13 protein-coding genes are annotated in these 21,788 nt (G+C 67.0%); 11 read left to right on the top strand and 2 right to left on the bottom strand.

The features are described from left to right. Positions 1-80: 80 nt before the first annotated feature. Entirely contained in the window at positions 81-578 is a 498-nt protein-coding gene (locus tag NY78_RS17970) for an A24 family peptidase (RefSeq protein ID WP_043639065.1), read from the bottom strand. Positions 579-735: 157 nt separating this feature from the next. Between NY78_RS17970 and NY78_RS17965 the strand changes: the two genes are divergently transcribed. The 7 genes from NY78_RS17965 (at position 736) to NY78_RS17935 (ending at position 11,638) form a co-directional block, all read left to right on the top strand. Then, on the top strand, positions 736-3,225 hold the full coding sequence (locus NY78_RS17965; RefSeq protein ID WP_043639063.1) for a response regulator: 2,490 nt from the start codon (positions 736-738) through the stop codon (positions 3,223-3,225). A 216-nt stretch (positions 3,226-3,441) separates the two neighbouring features. After that, a complete protein-coding gene (locus NY78_RS17960; protein ID WP_043639060.1) occupies positions 3,442-6,072 on the top strand; it encodes a PEP/pyruvate-binding domain-containing protein in 2,631 nt (876 codons plus the stop codon). Positions 6,073-6,082: 10 nt separating this feature from the next. Beyond that, positions 6,083-6,868, top strand: coding sequence for a hydroxypyruvate isomerase (gene hyi, locus NY78_RS17955; protein ID WP_043639057.1), 786 nt, complete (start codon positions 6,083-6,085; stop codon positions 6,866-6,868). Between the two features lie 121 nt (positions 6,869-6,989). Then, the gene (garR, locus tag NY78_RS17950; RefSeq protein ID WP_043639054.1) at positions 6,990-7,877 is read left to right on the top strand and encodes a 2-hydroxy-3-oxopropionate reductase; all 888 of its coding nucleotides are present in this window, start codon (positions 6,990-6,992) and stop codon (positions 7,875-7,877) included. A 101-nt stretch (positions 7,878-7,978) separates the two neighbouring features. Next, positions 7,979-8,461, top strand: a complete 483-nt coding sequence (locus tag NY78_RS17945) for an SH3 domain-containing protein (RefSeq protein ID WP_043639051.1) — start codon at positions 7,979-7,981, stop codon at positions 8,459-8,461. Next, the gene (locus NY78_RS17940) at positions 8,458-9,375 is read left to right on the top strand and encodes a M48 family metallopeptidase (RefSeq protein WP_043639049.1); all 918 of its coding nucleotides are present in this window, start codon (positions 8,458-8,460) and stop codon (positions 9,373-9,375) included. The genes NY78_RS17945 and NY78_RS17940 overlap by 4 nt, the downstream gene beginning before the upstream one ends. Before the next feature lie 73 nt (positions 9,376-9,448). Beyond that, the gene (locus tag NY78_RS17935; protein ID WP_082140091.1) at positions 9,449-11,638 is read left to right on the top strand and encodes a CHASE2 domain-containing protein; all 2,190 of its coding nucleotides are present in this window, start codon (positions 9,449-9,451) and stop codon (positions 11,636-11,638) included. Positions 11,639-12,086: 448 nt separating this feature from the next. Here NY78_RS17935 and NY78_RS17930 read toward each other — a convergent pair whose 3' ends face one another. Next, complete coding sequence (locus NY78_RS17930; protein WP_043639046.1) at positions 12,087-13,424, bottom strand: dihydrolipoyl dehydrogenase family protein; 1,338 nt, start codon at positions 13,422-13,424, stop codon at positions 12,087-12,089. Positions 13,425-13,546: 122 nt separating this feature from the next. Between NY78_RS17930 and NY78_RS17925 the strand changes: the two genes are divergently transcribed. The 4 genes from NY78_RS17925 to NY78_RS17910 all read left to right on the top strand — a co-directional run bounded on the left by NY78_RS17925 (position 13,547) and on the right by NY78_RS17910 (position 21,776). Beyond that, on the top strand, positions 13,547-14,989 hold the full coding sequence (locus NY78_RS17925; protein WP_043639043.1) for a dihydrolipoyl dehydrogenase family protein: 1,443 nt from the start codon (positions 13,547-13,549) through the stop codon (positions 14,987-14,989). A 222-nt stretch (positions 14,990-15,211) separates the two neighbouring features. Continuing rightward, the gene (locus tag NY78_RS17920) at positions 15,212-16,489 is read left to right on the top strand and encodes a glycosyltransferase (RefSeq protein ID WP_043639041.1); all 1,278 of its coding nucleotides are present in this window, start codon (positions 15,212-15,214) and stop codon (positions 16,487-16,489) included. After that, complete coding sequence (locus NY78_RS17915; RefSeq protein WP_043639038.1) at positions 16,486-17,601, top strand: glycosyltransferase family 4 protein; 1,116 nt, start codon at positions 16,486-16,488, stop codon at positions 17,599-17,601. The genes NY78_RS17920 and NY78_RS17915 overlap by 4 nt, the downstream gene beginning before the upstream one ends. A 134-nt stretch (positions 17,602-17,735) precedes the next feature. Next, a complete protein-coding gene (locus NY78_RS17910; RefSeq protein ID WP_043639036.1) occupies positions 17,736-21,776 on the top strand; it encodes a PAS domain-containing protein in 4,041 nt (1,346 codons plus the stop codon). Positions 21,777-21,788: the final 12 nt, after the last annotated feature.

The following is a 21,788-nucleotide window of genomic DNA, read 5'->3' as shown; positions in this document are numbered from 1 at the left end:
CAACCGTTGAGAATGCATTTTGATATTATACCAGGATGTTGTCCTTTATGCTGGCTGGAACGGATTTCGCGGAAACGAGACTAGAAACGGGGGAAGGCAATGGAAAGATACGGCTGCCCGAAAAAGGGCAGGGCCATGGTCGCCAGGGTCCCGACGGCGATAGCCGGGCCGTAGCACACCCGGTAGCCCGGTTCTTTCCCTGTGCCGGCACGGTGTTTGGCCATGAGCCAGGCCAGCGACTGCACGCCGCCGGCCAGGCTGGTGAAAAGAAACACCGTGAGCAGGGCCGAGGGGCCAAGGCCGGCCCCGACAGCGGCCATGAGCTTGACGTCGCCGGCCCCGAGCACGCGAAACAGGTGCGGGATGAGAAAAATGATAAACCCACCCACCAGCCCAAGCAGGGCGTCGGTCAGGCCGGGCAGGCCCGAGAAGGCGGTATGGACGGCAATGAGGGCCAGCATGGCCGGAAAGGTGATCAGGTTGGGGATGCGTTTTTGGGTGACATCCACAGCCGCGCCGGCAAGAACGGCCACGGCGGTGACGGCAAAGGCGAGCAGGGTTTGCGGGGGAAGGGGCATGGGGCCTCCGATTTTTTTTGGTGTAACGGCTGCACGGGAGGTTGTCCAATCCCCTGAAGCGGCCTTGACGCCAGGAGGTAAACACGCCAGATTTCCAAGGTATCCGGGATCGGTCGCAATCCGGTGGACGCGAACTTTTCAGAGCGACGGAGAGAGCATGGAGCAGGATCGCGCCCAGACCTTGCTGAGTGAATTGGCTGCTGTCTCGGCCGAGCGAGACCGGTTGCGCCAGGGGTTGGCCGAGGCTGGCAGCGTCATCGAACGCCTGCGCACCGATGCCCAGGCCGGCAGTCAGGCCAAGGCTGATTTCATGGCCCGCATGACCCATGAGATGCGCACCCCGCTTTCGGCCATCATTGGGCTGGTCAATCTGGCCCAACCACTGCTCGAACATCCCAAGGTTGCCGATTATCTAGCCAAGATCCAGGCTTCGGCCCGGGGATTGCTCGAAGTCGTCGACGACATCACTGATTTTTCCCGCCTGGAAAAGGGCAAGGCCGATCTCACGGTCGCGCCGTTTGCACTCTCCGCCTCCCTGACCCGGGTGGCCGACCGACTGTTGCCCGAGGCCCGGACCAAGGGTTTGGCCCTGACCGTGCGCCTGGACCCGGCCATCCCGAAGCGTCTGGTGGGCGACTGCTCGCGCCTCGAAGGCATCCTGGGCCATCTGGCCGACAATGCCGTGAAATTTACCGAGCGCGGAGTGGTGCGTCTGGAAGCGGAGCTGGTGGCCCGGCAGGGCGGCACAGCCGCCGTGGCCTTTTGCGTGGCCGACAGCGGCATCGGCATGGAGGAGGCCTCCATTCCGGCCATGCTCGAATCCTTCACCCAGGGCGACGGTTCCCTGTCGCGTCCCTACGGCGGCACGGGCCTCGGTCTGGCCCTGGCCAGCCGGGGGGTGGCCCTTTTGGGGGGGGCCTTGTCCGTTGAAAGTCGGCCGGGCCAGGGAACGCAGTTTCGGTTTTCCATCCGTTTGGCTGAAGACGCAGCCGAGCGCCCCGCCGACATCCGGCCGGACGCGCCGGCGGCCGCCCCGGTGTCGCCGGGAGCGCCCCGGATCCAGGCCCTGGCCGGCGACGCCGCCATTTCCCTGTCTGAGCGCCCCTTGTCCGGGACTCTGGTGCTCCTGGTCGAGGACAACGCCATCAACCAGCAGGTGGCCCGCGAGACCCTGGAACGCCTGGGCGCGGCGGTCGATGTGGCCCAAAACGGCCGCGAGGCCGTGGAGATGGTGGGCGCGGCCTTTTACGACGTCGTGCTCATGGACGTGCAGATGCCGGTGATGGACGGACTGGCCGCCACCCGGGCCATCCGCATCCTGCCCGGCGCGGCCGATCTGCCCGTTGTGGCCCTGACCGCCCACGCCCTGGACGAGGACCGCGACCGTTGTCTGGAAGCAGGCATGAACGACTATCTGACCAAGCCGCTTGAGGTGGACTGCCTGCTGGAGGCGCTTGGCCAGTGGATCGCGCCGGCTGCGGCTGCGGCCCGGGCCAAGGCCGAGTCCCAGGCCGTGCGCACGAGCGCGGCCCAGACGGCGGGCGGCTTGGCCAAACAGCCGTCGCCGGGCATCGACATCCCCACGGCCCTGACGCGCCTTGGCGGCAATGGCCGTTTGCTGGCCAGCGTGGCTGTGGAATTCGGCCGGGATTATGCCGACTGCGCCGGCACTCTGGTGCAACTCGTGGCCAAGGGCGATATCGAGTCGGCCCGACGCCTGGTCCATACCGTCAAGGGTGTGGCCGGCAATCTGGCCGCCTCCGCGCTGGCCGAGGCCGCCCGGGCCATTGAAGTCGTCCTGTCCGATGGAGGGCGCCCCGACGTCGCCGCCATGGACGATTTTGCCGCGGCCCTGGCCGCCGCCGTGGCCAGTGCCGCGGCCTTGACGCCGCCAAGCGGCCCTGAGCCGATCTGTTCCGCCACAGGCTGCTGGCGGGTGCTGCTGGTGGACGATGCCAAACTGAACCGGGCCATCTTCTCCCAGATTCTTCGCAACGCCGGCCATGAGGTGGTCACGGCCGACAACGGCAAGGAAGCCTGTCGGACGCTGTTTGGGGAAAAAAATAGCGGGCGGCCCTTCGATCTGATTCTCTTGGACATCGAGATGCCCGAGATGGATGGTCCGACCGCCGCCCGCACCATCCGCCGGCTGCTCTCGGCCAGCGTCGCCCCGCCGTGTCCACCGGGCATCCCCATCGTGGCCCTGACGTCCCATGACGCGGACGCGGAACGGCAACGCTGCCTGGAGGCCGGCATGGACGCCTGCCTGCACAAGGTTTTTGAACAGGGCGAATTATTGGAGGCGCTTTTGGGCGTCATGGGCAGTCGGGAGGACAAAGCCCGCCATTCGACCTGCCCGCGGCCGACAACAGGGGGCGGGGCGGGCCTGTTGCCGCTGTTGCGCTGCATGGCCGGACATCTGGCCGAAGGCAGCATCCGGGCCGATGAAGACATGGCCGTGGTCCGCGAGGCCTTTGTCGGCTGTGTTGCGCCGCCGGAAGTGGCTGAACTGGCCGAGGCCGTGGAGCGCTACGAATTTGCCCGCGCTCTGGGCATCCTCAGACGTCTGGCCCTGGCCCTGGGGCTTGACCTGGCGGCGGTCCCGGAAAAGCGGGGCGAAGCCTCCCCCGGAACCGCGGCCTTTTAGCGCTTGCGGCGCAGTTTGCCGCCGATATACAGGCCAATGACGATGGAAAAGACGACGACGAGCGTGACGATGGCCAGATTCGCTCCCATGAGTGCCTCCCTGTTCCGCCCGGGAGGGCGGGTCGGGCGAGCATAGCGGGGAAGTTCACCGGGCGCAAAAGGGAAAGCGCCATAACCGGCGACGGGCATCGCTGCCTGCCGCGTCCGGAGTACGCCCATGGGTACGGTCCTCTCGGGGCTGCGAAACCTTGCAGCCAGCTTCACCCGGCCCAAGACGCCGGCCAACCGCGACCAGTCGGCGGCGGTGTTCCGGGAAAAATACAACCGGTTCCAGTCGCTGCTCGAATCCAACACCGAACTGCTCAAGATCTGCTCGGAAATCGAGGGCATGCTCTCCGGCCGCGAGGTTTTCGGCATGGCCTTTATCCGGTCGCGCAGCAGCCGGGCCATTTTTCACGCCATCCGCATGATCAAAAGCTTCGAGGGGCTTTCGGGGCGACCCCAGCCCGTGCTGCTGGCCTTGGTCGAACGCCTGTCGGGCGAGATCAAGACCGTCCTTGAGGGCCGGGTCAATCCGCTGCGCGGCAAACTGGTGCTCGATCTGGCCGAGATCACTGGCGAAATGGTCGATCAGGTGGGCGGCAAATGCGCCAATCTCGGGGAGATCGCCAATCGGGCCGGCCTGCCGGTGCCGCCCGGGTTTTCCGTGACCACGGCCGCCTTTCGCGCCTTTTTCGAGGAAGCCGGGCTCTTTGAGACCATTGCCAGCATTCGCCTGGGCATCACCCCGGACGATCCGGGGTCCATGGCCGCCGCAGCCGAGGACATCCAGGCGGCCATCCTGCGCGCTCCCCTGCCCGAGGCCGTGGCCCGGGACATGGCTGCCGCCGCGACACGCCTGGAAGCCCGGCTTGGGCCGGGAATGCGGCTGGCCGTTCGCTCAAGCGCCATCGGCGAGGACGGCGAACTGTCCTTTGCCGGCCAGTACCTCACCATGCTCAATGTCGCCCCGGACCGGCTGGCCTCGTCGTATACGTTCGTCATCGCCAGCCTGTTTACGCCCCGGGCCATGTCCTACCGCCTGCTCAAGGGCATTCCCGACGACGACGTGGCCATGGCCGTGGCCTGTCTGGCCCAGATCCCCTCCCGGGCGGCCGGCGTCCTGTATACCCGCCTGCCCGAGGCCCCAAGCCGTCAGGAAGTGCTTATAAACGCCGTCTGGGGCCTTGGTCCCTACGCCGTTGACGGGGTCATCACCCCCGACACCTATCTGCTCGACCGCGAAAGCCTGGAGGCGACCTCGGTGGTCGTGGCGGACAAGCCCAGGATGCTGGTGGCCGCGGCTGCCGGGGGCCTCCTCGACGTGGAGGTTCCCGAGGCCGAGCGCACCGCCCCCTGCCTGACGGCCGGGCAGGCCCGGACCCTGGCCGGCTGGGGGCTGGCCCTGGAGCGCCATTTCGGCCGGCCCCAGGACATGGAGTGGGCCTTGGACGCGGCCGGCGAACTGATCATCCTGCAATCCCGGCAGCTGACCGCCCTGGCCGATGTGGCGGAAAACAGCGCCCCGCCCGTGCCCGGCTACGAGATCGTGGCCCAGGGCGGGCAGGCCGCGGCCAGCGGGGTGGCTTGCGGTCCGGTGTACCGGGCGGTGACCGAGGACGATCTGGACGGTTTTCCCGAGGGGGCCGTGCTGGTGGCCTCCCACAGCTCGCCCCAGTTCATGGTGGTCATGAAGCGGGCGGCGGCCATTGTCACCGACCACGGCAGCGTCACCGGGCACATGGCCTCGTTGTCGCGGGAATTTGGCGTGCCGACTCTTATTGGCCTGGAAGGGGCCACGAGCCTGTTGGCCCCGGGCGACATCGTCACCGTGGACGTCGGGGCCGGGCGCATCTATCGGGGCCGGGTGGAGCGTTTGCTCGCTGAGGCGGCCGAGCCTTCGGCCCTCATGGCCGGCACCCAGGTCCACGCCATCCTGGGCCAGGTGGCCCGGCGCATTGTGCCGCTGACCCTTTTAAATCCCAAGGCCCCGGAGTTTCGCCCGGAAAACTGCACGAGCCTGCACGACGTGACCCGGCTTCTCCACGAATGGTCCTACGGCTGCATGTTTGCCGTCAGCGACCTCGTCTCCGGCCAACAGGGCGGGACGTACGTGCTTTCCGCCACCACCGGGCTTGATCTGCACATCATCGATCTTGGCGGGGGCATCCGGGAGGAGGCGGCGGGGAGGGCGCGGGTGCGTCCGGCCGACATCGCTTCGCGCCCCTTTGCCGCCCTGCTGACGGGTCTGGTCCTGTCCGAGGAGGCCAAGGCCCTGCGGCCGGTCAACCTCGGCGGCTTCCTCTCGGTCATGTCCGAACAGCTCATTGCCCAGCCCAAAGCCGGGGCTGACCGGTTCGGCGAGAAATCCTACGCCATTATTTCGGACAAATACCTCAATTTCAGCTCCCGGGTGGGCTACCACTACGGCGTGCTGGACTGCTACTGCGGCCAGACCGTCAACAAGAACTACATCACCTTTTCCTTTTCCGGCGGCGCGGCCGACGACGTCAAACGCTCGCGTCGGGCCAGGGCCATCGGCCGCATCCTGGCCGAACTGGGCTTTAGCGTGGAGGCCGTCTCGGATCGGGTGTCCGGCCGGTTCCAGAAGTTTTCGCCCGAGGTCATTGCCGAAAAGCTCGGGCACATGGGGCGGCTTTTGCAATTCACCCGCCAGACCGACATGCTGATGGTCAGCGAGGAGAGCATCGAGACCATGGTGGCCTGCTTTCTCTCCGGCGCGCCGTGTTTCGATCCGGCCGCCGCCGCCAAGGCCCAGGCCCAGACCGCCGCTGCCGATAAATCCTAAGGGAGGTTTCATGCCACGGTTCGCCGCCAACCTGACCATGCTTTTTACCGAGCGCCCGTTTCCGGAGCGTTTTGCCGCGGCCCGGGCCGCCGGCTTTCATTTCGTCGAGTACCTGTTCCCCTATGCCTCCCCGGCCCGGGAGCTGCGCCGGCTTCTGGACGACAACGGCCTGACCCAGGTGCTTTTCAATCTCCCCTGCGGCGATTGGACGGCCGGCGACCGGGGCATTGCCGCCGATCCCGGGCGCGTGGCCGAATTTCGGGACGGGGTGCCCCTGGCTGTGGAGTACGCCAAGACCCTTGGCGTGACGCGGCTCAATTGTCTGGCCGGCAAGCTTGCCCATGGCGTCACCGAGGCCGAGGCCTTTGACGCCCTGGCTGAAAACGTGGCCTATGCCGCCGATATGCTGGCCGGCGAAGGCATCACCCTGGTCATTGAGGCCATCAACCGCTTCGACATCCCCGGTTTTGTCCTGTGCCGCACGAGCCAGGTCATGGCCCTTCTGGACGCGGTCGGCCGGCCAAACGCCGCCATGCAGTACGACGTCTACCATGCCCAGCGCCAGGAAGGGGAGCTGGCCGCGACGCTGGCCGCCAATCTGCCCCGCATCGGCCACATCCAGATCGCCGACAACCCCGGCCGCCACCAGCCCGGCACGGGCGAGATCCATTTTCCCTTTCTCTTTGCCGAACTCGACCGCCTGGGCTATGGCGGCTATATCGGCCTGGAATACGTGCCCACCCCGGACACCGAGGCCTCGCTTGCCTGGGTGGCGGCCATGGGGCAAACGCTCTGAGCCTCCGGCGGCCGGGGGGACGATCCCCCGGACCCCTGCAACGGGAGAAGCAAACAAGTGGTTTGCTCTTTCGTACAATGGCTTTGCAGCAGCTTCTCCCTGAATCAATGAGGAAAAAAGAATGAAAAAGATCGGATTTATCGGCCTTGGCATCATGGGCAAGCCCATGTGCCGCAATTTGCTTGCGGCTGGCTACGAATTGACCGTCTTTAGCCGCACCAAGGCCAATGTCGAGGCCGTCGTCAGCCACGGGGCCGTCTACGCCCCGTCGCCGGCCGCCGTGGCCGAGGCCAGCGAGCTGGTCATCACCATGGTCCCGGATTCGCCCCAGGTCCGCGAAGTGCTCCTGGACGAGGGCGGCGTCGTCCACGGCGCGCATCCGGGCCTTTACGTCGTGGACATGAGTTCCATCGCTCCCCTGGCCAGCCGGGAGATGGCCGCAGCTCTGGCCGAAAAGGGCGTGCGGTTTCTCGATGCCCCGGTCAGCGGCGGCGAACCCAAGGCCATTGACGGCACGCTCACCGTCATGGTCGGCGGCGACGCAGCCGATTTCGAGGCGGTTGCCCCGGTGCTTTCGGCCATGTCCGCTGCCGTCACCCGGGTTGGCGAGGTCGGGGCCGGCAACGTGGCCAAGCTCGCCAACCAGATCGTGGTGGCCCTTAATATCGCGGCCATGTCCGAAGCCTTTGTCCTGGCCGCCAAGGCCGGGGTGGAGCCGGATCTGGTCTATCAGGCCATCCGGGGCGGGCTGGCCGGCAGCACGGTGCTCGACGCCAAGGCTCCGCTGGTCATGGACCGCAAGTTCGATCCCGGCTTTCGCATCAAGCTCCACGCCAAGGATCTGGCCAACGTGATGCAGACGGCCCATGAGTTGCATGTCCCCCTGCCGCTGACCGCCTCGGTCATGGAAGTCATGCAGGCCATGCTGGCCGATGGCTGCGGCGAGGACGACCATGGCAGCATCATTCGCTATTTTGAAAAGCTGGCCAAGGTCACGGTCGAACGATAATTCGGCGTTGTGACGACAATTCGACACTATGACGCCCCTGTCTACAGGCGCGAAAGACAGGGGCGGGAACCGGTGTTCTCGGATGCCGCAAGGAGGCAGGAATGCGCAGTCGGAAACTGGCCTTTATCCTGACCCTGGCCCTGTGCCTGGGTACGGCCTGGGCCATTGCCGCCAAGGTCATGAGCGTATCGGTGCGCGACGGACAGGTCCGCGCCACCCCGTCGTTTGTGGGCAAGATCGTGGGCAAGGCCGGCTATGGCCAGTCCGTGGATGTTTTGGAAGAGCAGGGCGACTGGTCCAAGGTGACATTGTCCGGCGGTGTGGCCGGCTGGATGCACAAGACCGCCCTTTCCACGGAAAAACTGGCCCTGGCCGGCGGGCAGGCCGCTCCCGGCAGCGTGTCGGGCAAGGAAATGGCCCTGGCCGGCAAAGGCTTTTCCGCCGAAGTCGAGGCCGATTACAAGCGCAGCCACGGCGGCAATTTCGCCGCTGTCGACGCCATGGAGCGGGCGCACTACGACGCTGCCGCCCTGCTGGCCTTTTTGAGCCAGGGCGACGTCAAACCCCAGGGAGGCGCACAGTGAAATCGCGTTCCCTGATTGTCTGCGTCGTTCTGGGTCTGGCCGTCCTGGCTCTGGCCGGCTGTCGCAATCCCGAGGCGCTCTCCCAGGCGCTCGGTTCCTTTGGCGTCAACGTCGGCGGCGCGCCCGTGGGCGACTACGCCGCCTCGGCCGTCAAAGGGGTTACGGCCGTGGCCCACGCGGCCGAAGACTTCAACCCGCAGCAGGAATACTTCATCGGCCGGGCCGTCGGCGCGACCCTCCTGACCAAATACCATCCCCTGGCCAATGCCGCGGCCAACGCCTACGTCAACGAGGTGGGGCAAGCCCTGGCCATGTTCTCGGACATGCCCCAGACCTACGGCGGCTACCACTTCCTCATCCTCGATTCGGCCGAGATCAACGCCTTTGCCGCGCCCGGCGGACTCGTCTTCATCACCCGCGGCATGGTGCGCTGTTGCTCGGGTGAAAACGCCCTGGCCGCCGTCCTGGCCCACGAGATCGCCCACGTCCAGAACAAGGACGCGCTGCGGGCCATCAAACGCGCCCGCACCACCGAAGCCCTGGGCATCATCGGCGGCGAGGCGGTCAAACACGTCGGCGGCGGACAACTGTCCCAGCTAAGCAGCCTTTTTGCCGACTCCATCGGCGACATCATGACCACCATGGTCAATAACGGCTACTCCCGCAGCCTGGAATACCAGGCGGACAAGACCGCCGTGACCATCCTGACCCGCACCGGCTACAATCCCTCCGGTCTGCCGGACATGTTGGCCGAAATGCAAAAACGCCTGACCCCGGGCGGCGCGGACTTCGCCAAGACCCATCCCGCCCCCGGCGACCGCATCAGTGAACTGGCCAAGCTCGCCCGGGTGGCCGAGGTCAACGAACCAGCGGTCCGGGCCGCCCGCTTCAAGGCCGCCCTGGGCAATATCTAACCCGGCCCCGATCCTTTCCCGTGCCGGGGGCCGTATCCGGTCCCCGGCAATACCCAGCCGGATACGAACACCCATGAGCCAGCCAACCACTGCCGCCGCAACCCCGGCCGCGCCGCCCGTCGCCCACCGCGACGTCTTTCAAAAGCGCCTGCGCCACGGCCTGACCGCCGGACTGGTCGGACTGGCCGCCGCTTGGCTGCTTTCGCTGACCGGCCTCACCGACGCCTTCGAGGCCCGCAGTTTCGACTGGCGCGCCCGTCTGCTCGCTCCCAAAACGTCTGCCACGGACGCGGTGCGTCTCATTCTTCTCGATCAGGCCAGTCTGGATTGGGGCGCCAAGGAAAACGGCCTGTCCTGGCCCTGGCCCCGGGAAGTCTACGGCATCATCCTGGACTTTTGCCGTCGGGGAGGGGCTGCCGGCGTGGCTTTTGACGTGCTCTACACCGAACCGTCGGTCTACGGCGTGACCGACGACGCTGCCCTGGCCGATGCCGGCAAACGTCTGGACAAGCTGGCTTTGGCCGTCTTTTTAGGCCGCGAATCCGGCAAAGACACCCATTGGCCCACCGATCTGCCGGCGTCGTCCCTGACCGTGGCCGGCCTCAATTCCTGGCTGGCCAGTTTGCCCCCGGACGTAGCCCCGGTCTATCCCAAGGCCGCCTTCCCGGTGCCGGACGTGGCCAGTGGAGCCAGGGTTCTCGGCAACGTCAGCCAGAAATCCGATCCTGACGGCGTCTACCGCCGACTGTCGTTGTTCGGCGTCTTTGACGGACGGCCCGTGCCGGCGTTGCCCCTGGCCGCCTTTTTGTTGAAAAATCCAGACGCCCCCCTGGCCGTCTCAACAGACGCCTTCCATCTGGGCAACGCGGCGATTCCGCTTGATCCCTGGGGCCGGGTCATCCCGCGTTGGCGCACGGCCGAAGCTTTTCCGGCCGTGTCCGCCGCTGCCGTCATTCAAAGCGAATTGGCCCTGCGCGACGGCGGCGCGCCAACCCTCGATCCTGAAATTTTTCGCGACCGCTACGTGCTGTTCGGCTTCTCTGCCCCGGGCCTCCTTGATCTGCGGCCATCCCCGGTGGACGGCGATTCCTCGGGCGTCGAAATTCACGCCCAGGTGCTGGAAAGCCTGCTCTCCGGCGACTTCCTGCACGACGCCCCGCCTCTGGTCGATTGGCTGTTGACTGCCGTGCTGTCCCTGGTCGCCGGGCTGGCCGTGTCCCTGGCCACCGGGGCCGTGGCCGGCGCGGCCTGCGTCGTCCTGCTCGTGCCGCTGCCGGGCCTGATCGCCCTGGCCGCCTATGCGCTGGGTTCCTGGCAGCCGCTGGCCCTGCCGGAGACGGCCGTGGCCGCCTCCCTGGCCACGGCCGTGCTCATCGGCTATGCCACCGAAGGCCGCCAGAAGCGCTTCATCAAGACCGCTTTCCGCCAATATTTAAGCCCCGCCGTCATCGAACAGCTCATTGCCCACCCCGAGCGCATGAGCCTTGGCGGCGAACTGCGCGAACTCACCATCTTTTTTTCCGATCTCCAGGGCTTCACCAGCATCTCCGAAGGCCTGGGACCGCAGGAGTTGACCGCTTTTCTCAACACCTACCTGACGGCCATGACCGACATCATCCTGGAAGAGGGCGGCACGGTGGACAAATACGAGGGCGACGCCATCATCGCCTTCTGGAACGCCCCCCTGGACCAGCCCGACCACGCCGCCCGGGCGGTGCGCACCGCCTTGCGCTGCCAGCAGAAGCTGGCGGAAATGCGTCCCCTTTTCGACCCCATCGTCCACCGCGAGGTCATTATGCGCGTGGGCCTCAACACCGGTGCGGCCGTCGTTGGCAACATGGGGTCCAATTCCCGTTTCGACTACACCATGCTCGGCGATGCCGTGAACCTGGCTTCGCGCCTGGAAGGCATCAACAAACAATTCGGCACCCGGACCATGATTTCCCAGGCCACCCGCGAGGCCATGGGCGAGACCATCGCCGCCCGCACCCTGGCCCGGGTGGCCGTGGTCGGCCGGGCCGAACCCGTGGTCGTTTCCGAACCCATGTGGCCCAAGCAGGCTGCCGAGCGCGCCGAAACCTTTGCCGTCTACGCCAGGGGCCTTGACGCCTTCACCCAAGGCGATTTTGCCGCCGCCCTGGAACAGTTCTCCCAAATCGCCGACAGTGACCCGGCTGCCGCCTCCTACGTCGGCCGGTGCCGCGAACATCTGGCCGTGGCGCCCGAAAAGTGGATAGGCGTGTGCGTCATGGCCTCGAAGTAGTTTTTTCTTCTGTCCCCTTTCGGGCGCAAAAAAGCCCCCCGGTCTCCCGGAGGGCGTAAACAGCGAAAGGATGGCGCGGGCTCAGCAATCGTCCGGGCGCTTGGGTTTGTCAGGCGGCAGCGTGAGCGCATAGAGGTAGAGGGCGACACAGATCAGGCCGGCGATCCAGATCACGGTATTGGCGCTCATTGCTCCATCCTCTTCGTCAGATGCAAACTCGTGGCAATGGCCACGGCGCTAAAAAACATTGCCGCCCAAGAGCCCTGGAAAAAGGCCCCGACCAGGAACCCAACGGACATCTTCTCCAGGAAGTCGGCAATCCGTTTCTGCAAACCCTTCAGTTGTCCACTCCGGGGCTGAAGTCAACCCGTGCTCGCAACGAAGTTTCCGTGCTAACCCGCTTGTCTGCCTCCCCTGTCGAGGGGGTCGGGGCAGCGCCCCGATTCGCCTAAAACATGTAGCGCAGATAATAGCCGCAGGTCGGATAGGCCCAGATCGCTTCCCGAAGCGCCTTGGCCGGCAAGCCCTGGCGCATGGCCAGGGCCACGACGTTTATGATCTCCTCGGCGGCGTGGCCGAGGATGTGCGCGCCAAGGATGCGGTCGTCGTCGGGGGAAACCAGGGTCTTGGAATAGCCCGGGTGTTCGCCCAGGCGTTGCCAGGGGAAGGCGTTGGCGAGGTCGTATTCCTTTTTGACGTAGGCGATGCCTTGTGTCTGGCACTCGGACTCGGTCAGCCCGGCCATGGCCAGGGGCGGTTGGGTGAAAAGGACGCTTGGCGTGCCGACGCGGTTGATGGGCGTGGTGTTGCCGGAGAGCATGTTTTCGGCGGCAACGCGGCTTTCCAGGTCGGCGGTCGGGGTCAGCGCATAGGGCGCATCCAGGCAGTCCCCGGCCGCGTAGACGTTGGGATTGGTGGCGCTTTGCAGGTACTCGTTGACGCGGATGCCGGCCGGGCCGGCGGCGACATTGGCCAGATCGAGGGCAAGGCCCCTTGTTTGCGGCGGCCGTCCGGCAGCGTTGACGACCATGTCGGCGGCAATGTCGTGGCCGGGGACGCTGAGGCACAGGCCGTGGGGCTCCTTGTCGATGCGCGCCACCGGAGCGTTGACATGGACCGCGATGCCCATGGCCCGGGTGGCCGCAACAAGTCGGGAGACTGCGTCGGCGTCAAAGCGGCGAAGCGCCCTGTCGCCGTGGGTGAGGATGGTGGCGCGCGCGCCGCAGACATGGGCCAGATGGGCCAGTTCGAAGGCGATAAAACCACCGCCGACAAAGACGATGCGGGCGGGGAGCTTTGTCAGGGCCAAAAACTCGTCGCTTGTGCCGAGGTGCTCGGCCCCGGGGAAGTCGAAACGCTGGTGGGTTGCGCCCACGGCAATGAGAATTTTTTTGGCGGCAATGTCCGTGTTGCCGGCGCGCAACGTGTTGGGGCCGGTAAAGGCGGCCCGGGCGTGGATCACCTCGATGTCGGCCTTGCGGTAGTCTTCGGCCAGCCACGGGGCCACGGGTTCGGTGAAGGTCCGGGTGAAGGCCGCCATGGCCGGCCAATCGGGCTGCGGCTCGCCGGTTATGCCCTTGCCGGCCAGATGGCGGGCCATGACCACAGCCTCGGCCGGTCCCATGAGCACCTTTTTGGGATTGCAGCCGGTGTGGGGGCACACGCCGCCCAGCAAGCCTGATTCAAGGATGGCCACGGACCAGCCGGCTTGGCGGCAACGCCGGGCGGCCGGACCACAGGCCGGGCCGCCGCCGATGATGGCCAGATCGTAGGAGTGCGTCGTCATATGTTCCCTCGGATGTCGGCCGGGAGCGCGCCGACAGTTTGGCTTTCGAGCGTTTTCCGTTATCATCATTTTGCCGTCCGCCATAGGGGCGCGGCAAGTATTTGGGAAAAACGGAGGGACCTATGCGGCATCGGGGCGAGTATGATCTGCTGGTCATGGGCGGCGGCGCGGCCGGGCTGACGGTGGTGGCCGGCGCGGCCCGCCTCGGGGTGCGCGTGCTTCTGGTCGAGTCTGAACAGGCCCTTGGCGGCGACTGCCTGCATTTTGGCTGCGTGCCGAGCAAGACGCTGATCGAGACGGCCCGGGTGCGCCATCTGGCCGGCCGGGCCACCGAATACGGCTTGCCGGCCATCGAACCCGGGCCGGTTGATTTCGCGGCCGTCCGCCGGCGCATCCAAGGGGTCATTGCCGGCATCCAGGAACATGATTCGCCGGACCGCTTTCGCCGGCTCGGGGCCGAGGTCCATTTCGGCCAGGCCCGGTTTGTCGATGACCACACCCTGGAGCTCGACGGCCGGCGCATCACGGCCGACCGCATCGTCATCGCCACCGGATCGCGGGCGGCCGTGCCGGATATCCCGGGACTGGCCGAGGCCGGCTACCTGACCAACCGCGAACTGTTTTCGTTGGAAAAACTGCCCCGGTCGCTGGTGATCCTCGGCGGCGGGGCCATTGCCGCTGAAATGGGGCAGGCCTTTGCCCGCCTGGGCAGCCGGGTGACCGTGGTGCAGCGAAGCGCCCAGTTGCTGTCGCGCGAGGACGCCGATCTGGCTGCGGTTGTGGCGGCCGGCCTGACGGCGGACGGCGTGGAGGTGCGCCTGGGGTCGGTGGTGGAATCGGTGGCCGGACCGGATGCGGCCGGGCTGCGCACGGTGACCGTCATCCACGAGGGCGAGCGCCGGGAAATTGCGGCCGAGGCCATCCTCGTAGCCATGGGCCGCACCCCCAACCTCGACGGACTGAATCTTGACGCGGCCGGGATTGCCTATACAGAGAAGGGGCTTGTGTTGGATGACCGGCTGCGTGCCTCCGTCCCCCACATTTTCGGGGCCGGGGACGTGACCGGCGGGCACCAGTTCACCCATGCCGCCGGTTACGAGGGCGGGGTGGTGGTGGCCGGGGCGGTCTTTCGGCTGCCGCGCCGGGTTGATTACACGTTTATGCCGCGCTGTTCCTTTACCGACCCGGCCCTGGCCGCGGCCGGACTGACCGAGGCCCAGGCCAAGGCGGCCGGCATCCCCCACACGGTCATTGTCGAACCGTTTTCCGGCAACGACCGGGCCAGGGCGGCCGGCGAGACCGCCGGGCTGGTCAAGCTGGTTCTCGGCAAACGCGGCCGGCTCCTTGGCGTCGGCATTGCCGGGAGCGGGGCCGGGGAACTGCTGGCCCAATGGCTGACCGCCCGGGCCGGCAAGGTGGGCCTGTCCACCCTGGCCGGCACGGTGCTGCCCTATCCGACCCTGGGCGAGACCGGCAAACGGGCGGCCGGCCGGACGCTGGAAACGAAACTTTTCTCGCCGCTCGTGCGACGGGTATTGCGGCTGGTGTTCGGCTATCGCGGGTAGGGGGAGCGTGGGGGCAGGAGAGAAGACGGAAGATGCCTCCGGCGGCCGGGGGGATGATCCCCCCGGGCCCCTGCAATTGGAGAAGTTTGTAAAGGGGTTTGGGGGCTGACTGGGCAGCCGGTCGGTTGTGGACCGGGACGAACAGTCGTTTGTGAGGGAAGACGGGAAGAGACCCCCGGACCCGGCGGCGGGGAATGTTGTAACGAGGATGGATAGAGACTGATGGCGGGATGTGGCAAGCCGGTGCTGGTGATGGTGCTCAAGGGGTATCCGAGGATCTCCGAGACGTTTATTTCCAACGAAATTTTGTTGCTGGAGAGCCTTGGCTTCACGGTGCGTATCGTGTCCATGCGAAAGCCCCGGGAAGACTTCAGCCATGCCTCGGTCGGGCGTATCCGGGCCGAGGTGGTCTATCTGCCGGAAGCGATTTTGCCGGCCCTGCCCCGGTTGGCGGCTGCAGCGGTGCGAACCCTGGCGGCCCATCCCCGGGGCTGGCTGCGGGCGGCCGGGCTTATGCTGCGCCATTTCATCCAGTCGCCCAAATCGGCCACGGTCAAGCATCTGCTCCAGGCCGGACTGTTGTGCCAGGAGGCCCTGCGCCCCGGCGAATCGCCGCACCTGCACGCCCACTTCGCCCATTCGCCGACCTCTGTCGCCATGTATGCCGGGTTGATGTGCGGCGCGCCGGTCAGCTTCACCGGCCACGCCAAGGACGTCTGGACCCAGGATCCGGTCCGGCTGGCCGAAAAGATCGGCCGGGCCGCCTTTGTGGTCACCTGCACCATGGCCAACGTCGCCTATCTCAAAAAGCTCTCGCCAAACGGCACGCCGGTCTTTGGCGTCTACCACGGCATCGACCTGTCGCTCTTTGCCGGCGGCGGGGCGCGTCCGGCTAACGGCCCGCCCTACCGGCTGCTCACCGTGGCCCGGCTGACGGCCAAAAAGGGCCTGGATACCGTCCTCGACGCCCTGGCGGTGCTGGCCGGGCAGGGGATTGATTTCACCTACGACCTGGTGGGCGCGGGCGAGGACCGGGAGGCTCTGGCCCGGCAGGCGGCCCGGCTGGGCCTGGCCGGCCGGGTGCGGTTTCATGGGGCGCTGCCCCATGAGCAGGTGCTGGAACTCTACCGGGCTGCCCACGCCTTTGTCCTTGGCTGCCGGGTGCTGCCAAACGGCGACCGCGACGGCGTGCCCAACGTGGTGGTGGAGGCCATGGCCATGGGCGTGCCGGTGGCGGCAACCGACGTCTCGGCCCTGCCGGAACTGGCCCGCCATGAAGAAACGGCCCTGACCTGTCCCCCGGGCGACGCCAAGGCCCTGGCCGCCAATGTCGCCCGGTTGCTGACCGACTTCGGGCTTCGAGATCGGCTGACCGGGGCGGCCAGGGAAGTGGTTGCCGCCGAGTTCGACAATGCAGCCAACACCCGCCGTCTGGCCGCCATTTTCGCCGAATACGCCGGCTCCACGCCCGGGGCCTTCGCTGCCGGGCGGGTCTTGTGAACGTCGCTCTCTACGCGCCGTTTAAGCCCCTTGATCACCCCGATCCGTCCGGGGACCGTACCATCGGCCGGGAACTGGCCTCGGCCCTGGCCGGACAGGGGTTGGACCTGACAGTGCCCAGCCGTTTTCGGTCGCGCTGGTTCTCTGCCCGGCCAAGGCTGTGGCTGGAGGCGCTTTCCGCCCGGCGACAGGCCCTGGAAAGAGCCTCCAAGGCCGGGGCGCAGGCGTTTCTCACCTACCACGCCTACTACAAATCCCCGGACGTTATCGGCCCCTACGTGGCTCGGGAGCTTGGCATTCCCTATGTGATCTTCCAGGGCGTCTATTCCACCAAACAGCGCCGCTGTCTGAAAACCCGCCTGGGCTACGAGCTAAACCGCCGTTCGCTGCTGGCGGCTAACCTGGTTTTTTCCAACCGCCGTCTGGATGTGGAAAATCTGCGCCGTCTGCTGCCGCCGGAGAAAATCGCTTACGTGCGCCCCGGCATCGATCCCGGGGCCTTTGCCTTTGACGGTGAGGCCAGGCGGAGCTTTCGCCAGGAGTGGGGCGTGTCCGGCCGCCCGGTCATTGTCACGGCCGCCATGTTTCGAAACGACGTGAAGACCCAAAGTCTGACCTATCTTATTGCCCGGCTGGGTGAGCTGGCCCGGTCGGGGCTGGACTTTTTTTGGGTTGTCGCCGGGGACGGCGAGATGCGCGACAGGCTTGTCGCCCTGGCCGGCCAGGAGTTGCCGGGGCGGCACCTGTTTTTGGGGTGCGTTCCCCGCGAGCGGCTGGGGGCGGTCCTAAGCGCCGGGGATGTGTTCGCCTTTCCGGGCATTGGCGAGTCGCTCGGCATGGTCTATCTCGAAGCCCAGGCCGCCGGACTGCCGGTGGTGGCCCTGGCCAATGGCGGCGTGCCCGAGGTGGTGGCGGCCGGCTGCACCGGGCTGCTCACCCCGCCCGGGGACAATGCGGCCTATTGCCAGGCCCTGGCCGCCCTGGTCATGGATCGGGAACGGCGTCTGGCCATGGGCGAGGCGGCCCGAACGTCTGTCCGCGACAGGCATGACCGCAACCGCAACTACGGGATCGTGGCCGGGGTGTTGCGGCGGCTGGCCGGGAAGGGCTGAAAATGGCACTGGCCCAAGCGGCCGGTCTCGTGGTAAAATTTTGACCTCTCAAAAATTATCGGCAGTCACGGAAGATGCCGAGGCATAGCCGACGTCGCGAACGTGGCGGCGGGCCGGTTGAGGATGGAGCCGTCATGGCCAAGTTGCACGAAACGCCACTGCGCGACTTGCCCCCGGCGTCGCCCCTGACGCTTGGACTGTGGACCACTGCCGCCCAGGCTGCCCGGACCCTGCTCGGGGCCGGGGTGGGCGAGGCCCTGGTTCTTGACGGCGGCCGTCCCCTGGGTGTGGTCACCACCCGCGGGCTGGCCCGGGTGCTGTGCCAGGATGCCGTCCAGGCGTCGCATCTGGCCGTGCGCGACGTCATGGACCCGGTGGCCGTCTCCCCGGAAAGCGATTACCTGCCCGCCGCCCTGCGCCATCTGCTGGCCGCGCCGTCGCGGCGTCTGGCCGTGGTGGACGCCACCGGCCGGGCCCTTGGCATGCTGGCTCCGTTTCATGTGGCCCGGCTGTGCGGGTCCCTGGACGAATTGGCAGATCGCAGCGTGGCCAGCGCCATGGCCCGGGCCGTGGTCACCGGGGCTGTTGGCGAGAAGCTGTCCTGCGTCCTTGGCCGTATGGTGCGCATGGGCGTTGGCGGCGTGGTGGTCACCGAGAACGACAAGCCCCGCGGCATGTTCACGGCCCGCGACGCCGTGCGTCTGCTGGCCGGCGGCACGGATATCAGGGATGTGCCGGTGGAAGCCGTCATGCGCGCGCCGGTGGCCGTCATTTCGCCCCAGTTGCCCCTGGCCGAAGGGCTGGCCGGCATGGATGGGGCCGGAGCAGGGCGGCTGGCCGTCACCGATCCGGCCGGCTATCTGCTGGGTCTGCTTACCTGGACCGACGTGGCCGCTGCCCTGGCCCATATTCTGGCCGACGCCGAATCCCTGCGTCTTCGCGAACAGGCCGAACGCTTCCGCGACCTCTACGACAACGCCTCCCAGGGCCTGTTTCGGCTCGATGTTCAGGGCCGGATGGTGGCGGCCAACAGTTCCCTGGCCCGGCTTTTCGGCTACCGCGACGTGGCCGACTGTCTGCGCCAGTCCCGGCAGGCCGCCCATCCGCTGCGCCTGGACGTGCCTGAGCGCCGCAATCTGCTGGTGCGCGCCCTGTCCCAGCCCGAGCCCGTGGCCTTCGAGACCCGGACGATTCGCCGCGACGGCGACTCCAGGCGCGTCTACTGCGTCATGCGGACCGTGCGCGACAGCCTGGGATCGCCGCTGTTGCTGGAGGGTTCCTGCGCCGATTTTCCGGTGGGCGTGCCCCCGGAGTCCATGCTGGCCGCCGAGTCCGGCTACCGCTCCATCGTCGAGCACCAGACCGAGCTCATCTGCCGTTTCGATCCGGCCTGCCGGCTGACTTTTGTCAACGCCGCCTTTGCCCGCTACTGGGGCAAGACGCCGGAGGCCTGCATCGAGGAAAATTTCCAGCCGGCCATTCACGACGAGGAGGCGGCCGTCGTGTCCCGGCGCATTGCCTCGCTGTGCCCCCATCGTCCCACCACCGGCTTTGAGCACCGGGTGCTGCGCCCCGACGGCCGGGTGCGCTGGCAGCGCTGGACCCACCGGGCCATTTTTGACGCCGAAGGGGAGCTGGTCGAATATCAGGCGGTCGGCCGGGACATCACCTCGCGCAAGCTGGCCCAGATGCGGTTGCGCCAGCAGCACACCATTTCCCGGGCCATGCTCGAAGCCCTGCCGCTGCCGGTGTATTACAAGGACACCTCGGGACGTTACAACGGCTGCAACCAGGCTTTCGAGCGGCTGCTCGGCATCCCGCGCGGACAGCTTATCGGCGGTTCGCTTGACGGGCTGGTGCGGCAGCATGCCTTTGCCGCCGAGTGCGGGCAAAGTGACGCCGTGCTGCTGGCCAAGGGCGGCGTCCAGGTTGTTGAAACCGCCCTGCCGGGTCCGGTCGGTCTGCGGGAACTTGATATCCACAAAACCCTCGTCATCGAAAATGAGGGGGGAGACGCAGTTGTCCGGGGCATTGTGGGGGTGGTCCTGGATGTCACCGAACAGCGGCGGGCCGTCGCGGCAGCCAGGGAGGGGATTGTCGCCCTGGAAGCGGCCGTGGCCTGCGGCGCGGCCGAAGTCGAGGCGCTTGGCCGCCAGTTGGCTGCCCAGACCGCCGAATCCGGGCAGCTGGCGGCCACCCTGCGGGATCGGGACAATTTTCTTGAGGCAGTGTTGGCCGGCATCCAGGACGGGGTGTGCGTGCTGTCCCCGGACATGACGGTGCTCTCGGCCAACCGGATGTTGCGCGGCATGTACCCGGGCCGGGGCGAACTGGTGGGGCAACGCTGCCACGACGTTTTCCACGGCCTTTCCGCCCCGTGTCAGGATTGTCCGTCGCTGCGGGCCATGGCCACCCGCAAGCTGGCCATCAATGTGGTGCCCAAGGGTGACCCGACGGACACGGCCGGCTGGGTGGAACTTTTCTGCTATCCGCTGCTTGATGCCGCCGGGGCCGTGACCGCTGTGGTCGAGATCGTGCGCGACGTGACGGCCGGGAAAAAACTTGAAGCCGAACTGGCTGCCGCCCTGGAGCGGGCCGAAGCGGCCAGCCAGGCCAAGGGCGCATTTTTGGCCAACATGAGCCATGAAATCAGAACGCCGCTCAACGCCGTGCTCGGCTATGTCCAGCTCATGCTGCGCGACCGCCTCGAACCCAGCCAGCGCCAGCGTCTGGCCGTGGTGGAGGAGTCGGCCTCCACGCTGCTCTCGATTATAAACGACATCCTCGACTACTCGAAAATCGAAGCCGGACGCCTGGAGATCAAGGCCGAATCCTTTGACCTGCCCCGCTGCCTGGATGCCGTCGTCAAGGAACAGGAAGTGCTGGCCCGGGACAAGGGCCTGGCCCTTGCCTTGGAGTTGGGGCCGGACCTGCCCGGCACGGTGCGCGGCGACGGGTTGCGCCTACGTCAGATCCTGCGCAACCTCGTCAACAATGCCGTCAAATACACCGAACGCGGCAGCGTGGTCCTGCGGGCCAGCCTGCTGGAGCGCAGTCAGTCGCCGGGCAGCCTGGGACAGCGGGTGGGATTGCGTTTTGCCGTGGTGGACACCGGCGTCGGCATCCCGGGCGACCAGCTGGCCAGTATTTTCGACAGCTTCACCCAGGTCGACGGCGGCCTGACCAAGCGTCAGGCCGGCACGGGCCTGGGACTGGCCATCTGCCGGCGGCTGGCCGGACTCCTCGGCGGCGGCGTGTTCGTGGACAGCACCCCGGGCAAGGGCAGCGTCTTCTGGCTGGAATGTCCCTTTGAAGTGCTGCCGGCGGCGGGCGGGCGGGTCGGGTTCGATCCGTTTGCCGCAGTTCGGCGCGAGATGCCGCCAAGCCTGCGCATCCTTCTGGTCGAGGACAACCGGGTCAACCGCATCTTTGCCTCCGATCTGCTGGAAAGCCGGGGCCATGAAGTGGTCCTGGCGGAAAACGGCCGGGTGGCCCTGGACTATCTGGCCGCCCACGCCGTGGATGTGGTGCTCATGGACATCCAGATGCCGGTCATGGACGGGCTGGCCGCCACCCGGGCCATCCGGGCCGGCCACATGGACATCGATCCGGGACTGCCGGTGGTGGGACTTTCGGCCTATGCCATGGATCAGGAGCGCGAGCGTTTCCTGGCCGCGGGTTTTGACGACTACATCATAAAGCCCATTGACGTGGAGATCTTTTTCTCGGTGGTGGCCAAGGTGCTGGCCCGGCGCGGCCGGGCTCCTGTCGGGGGCAATCCCTGCGATCTGGCCCGGTTGGGCGGGATCATCGACACCGATGCCCTGGTGGCCCAGTATCGGGGCAAGGCCGGACTCCTGTCCCGGGTGGGCCGGGAGTTCGTCTCCTCGGTGCCGGAGCAGCTTTCCGCCCTGGGCGGGGCCATGCAGGCGGGCGATCTGGTCGCCTGCGAGCGCGTGGCCCATACGCTCAAGGGCAATGCGGCCATGTTCGGGGCCGGAACCATGCGGGATTTGGCGGCCGAGGCCGAGCAGGCCGCAGCCTCGGGCGATGTGGCCCGGGTCAAGGCCCTGGCCCCGGCCCTGACCGACGCCTGCCAGGCCGTGGCCACGGGGTTGGACGAATTTCTTTGTCGGTTGGACCCGGAAGCTCGCGGTGTCCGACCGGACCGGTGATCTTGCTACAAG

Source organism: Desulfovibrio sp. TomC, assembly GCF_000801335.2.
Taxonomy (GTDB): domain Bacteria; phylum Desulfobacterota; class Desulfovibrionia; order Desulfovibrionales; family Desulfovibrionaceae; genus Solidesulfovibrio.
Note: the sequence above shows the minus strand (reverse complement) of the source record. Positions and strands in the feature narration are given on the sequence as shown.

Excerpts from the sequence above, each read along its gene's own strand:
- NY78_RS17970 (WP_043639065.1), bottom strand. The coding sequence starts at position 578 with ATGCCCCTTCCCCCGCAAACCCTGCTCGCCTTTGCCGTCACCGCCGTG.
- NY78_RS17965 (WP_043639063.1), top strand. The coding sequence starts at position 736 with ATGGAGCAGGATCGCGCCCAGACCTTGCTGAGTGAATTGGCTGCTGTC.
- NY78_RS17960 (WP_043639060.1), top strand. The coding sequence starts at position 3,442 with ATGGGTACGGTCCTCTCGGGGCTGCGAAACCTTGCAGCCAGCTTCACC.
- hyi (WP_043639057.1), top strand. The coding sequence starts at position 6,083 with ATGCCACGGTTCGCCGCCAACCTGACCATGCTTTTTACCGAGCGCCCG.
- garR (WP_043639054.1), top strand. The coding sequence starts at position 6,990 with ATGAAAAAGATCGGATTTATCGGCCTTGGCATCATGGGCAAGCCCATG.
- NY78_RS17945 (WP_043639051.1), top strand. The coding sequence starts at position 7,979 with ATGCGCAGTCGGAAACTGGCCTTTATCCTGACCCTGGCCCTGTGCCTG.
- NY78_RS17935 (WP_082140091.1), top strand. The coding sequence starts at position 9,449 with ATGAGCCAGCCAACCACTGCCGCCGCAACCCCGGCCGCGCCGCCCGTC.
- NY78_RS17930 (WP_043639046.1), bottom strand. The coding sequence starts at position 13,424 with ATGACGACGCACTCCTACGATCTGGCCATCATCGGCGGCGGCCCGGCC.
- NY78_RS17925 (WP_043639043.1), top strand. The coding sequence starts at position 13,547 with ATGCGGCATCGGGGCGAGTATGATCTGCTGGTCATGGGCGGCGGCGCG.
- NY78_RS17920 (WP_043639041.1), top strand. The coding sequence starts at position 15,212 with ATGGCGGGATGTGGCAAGCCGGTGCTGGTGATGGTGCTCAAGGGGTAT.
- NY78_RS17910 (WP_043639036.1), top strand. The coding sequence starts at position 17,736 with ATGGCCAAGTTGCACGAAACGCCACTGCGCGACTTGCCCCCGGCGTCG.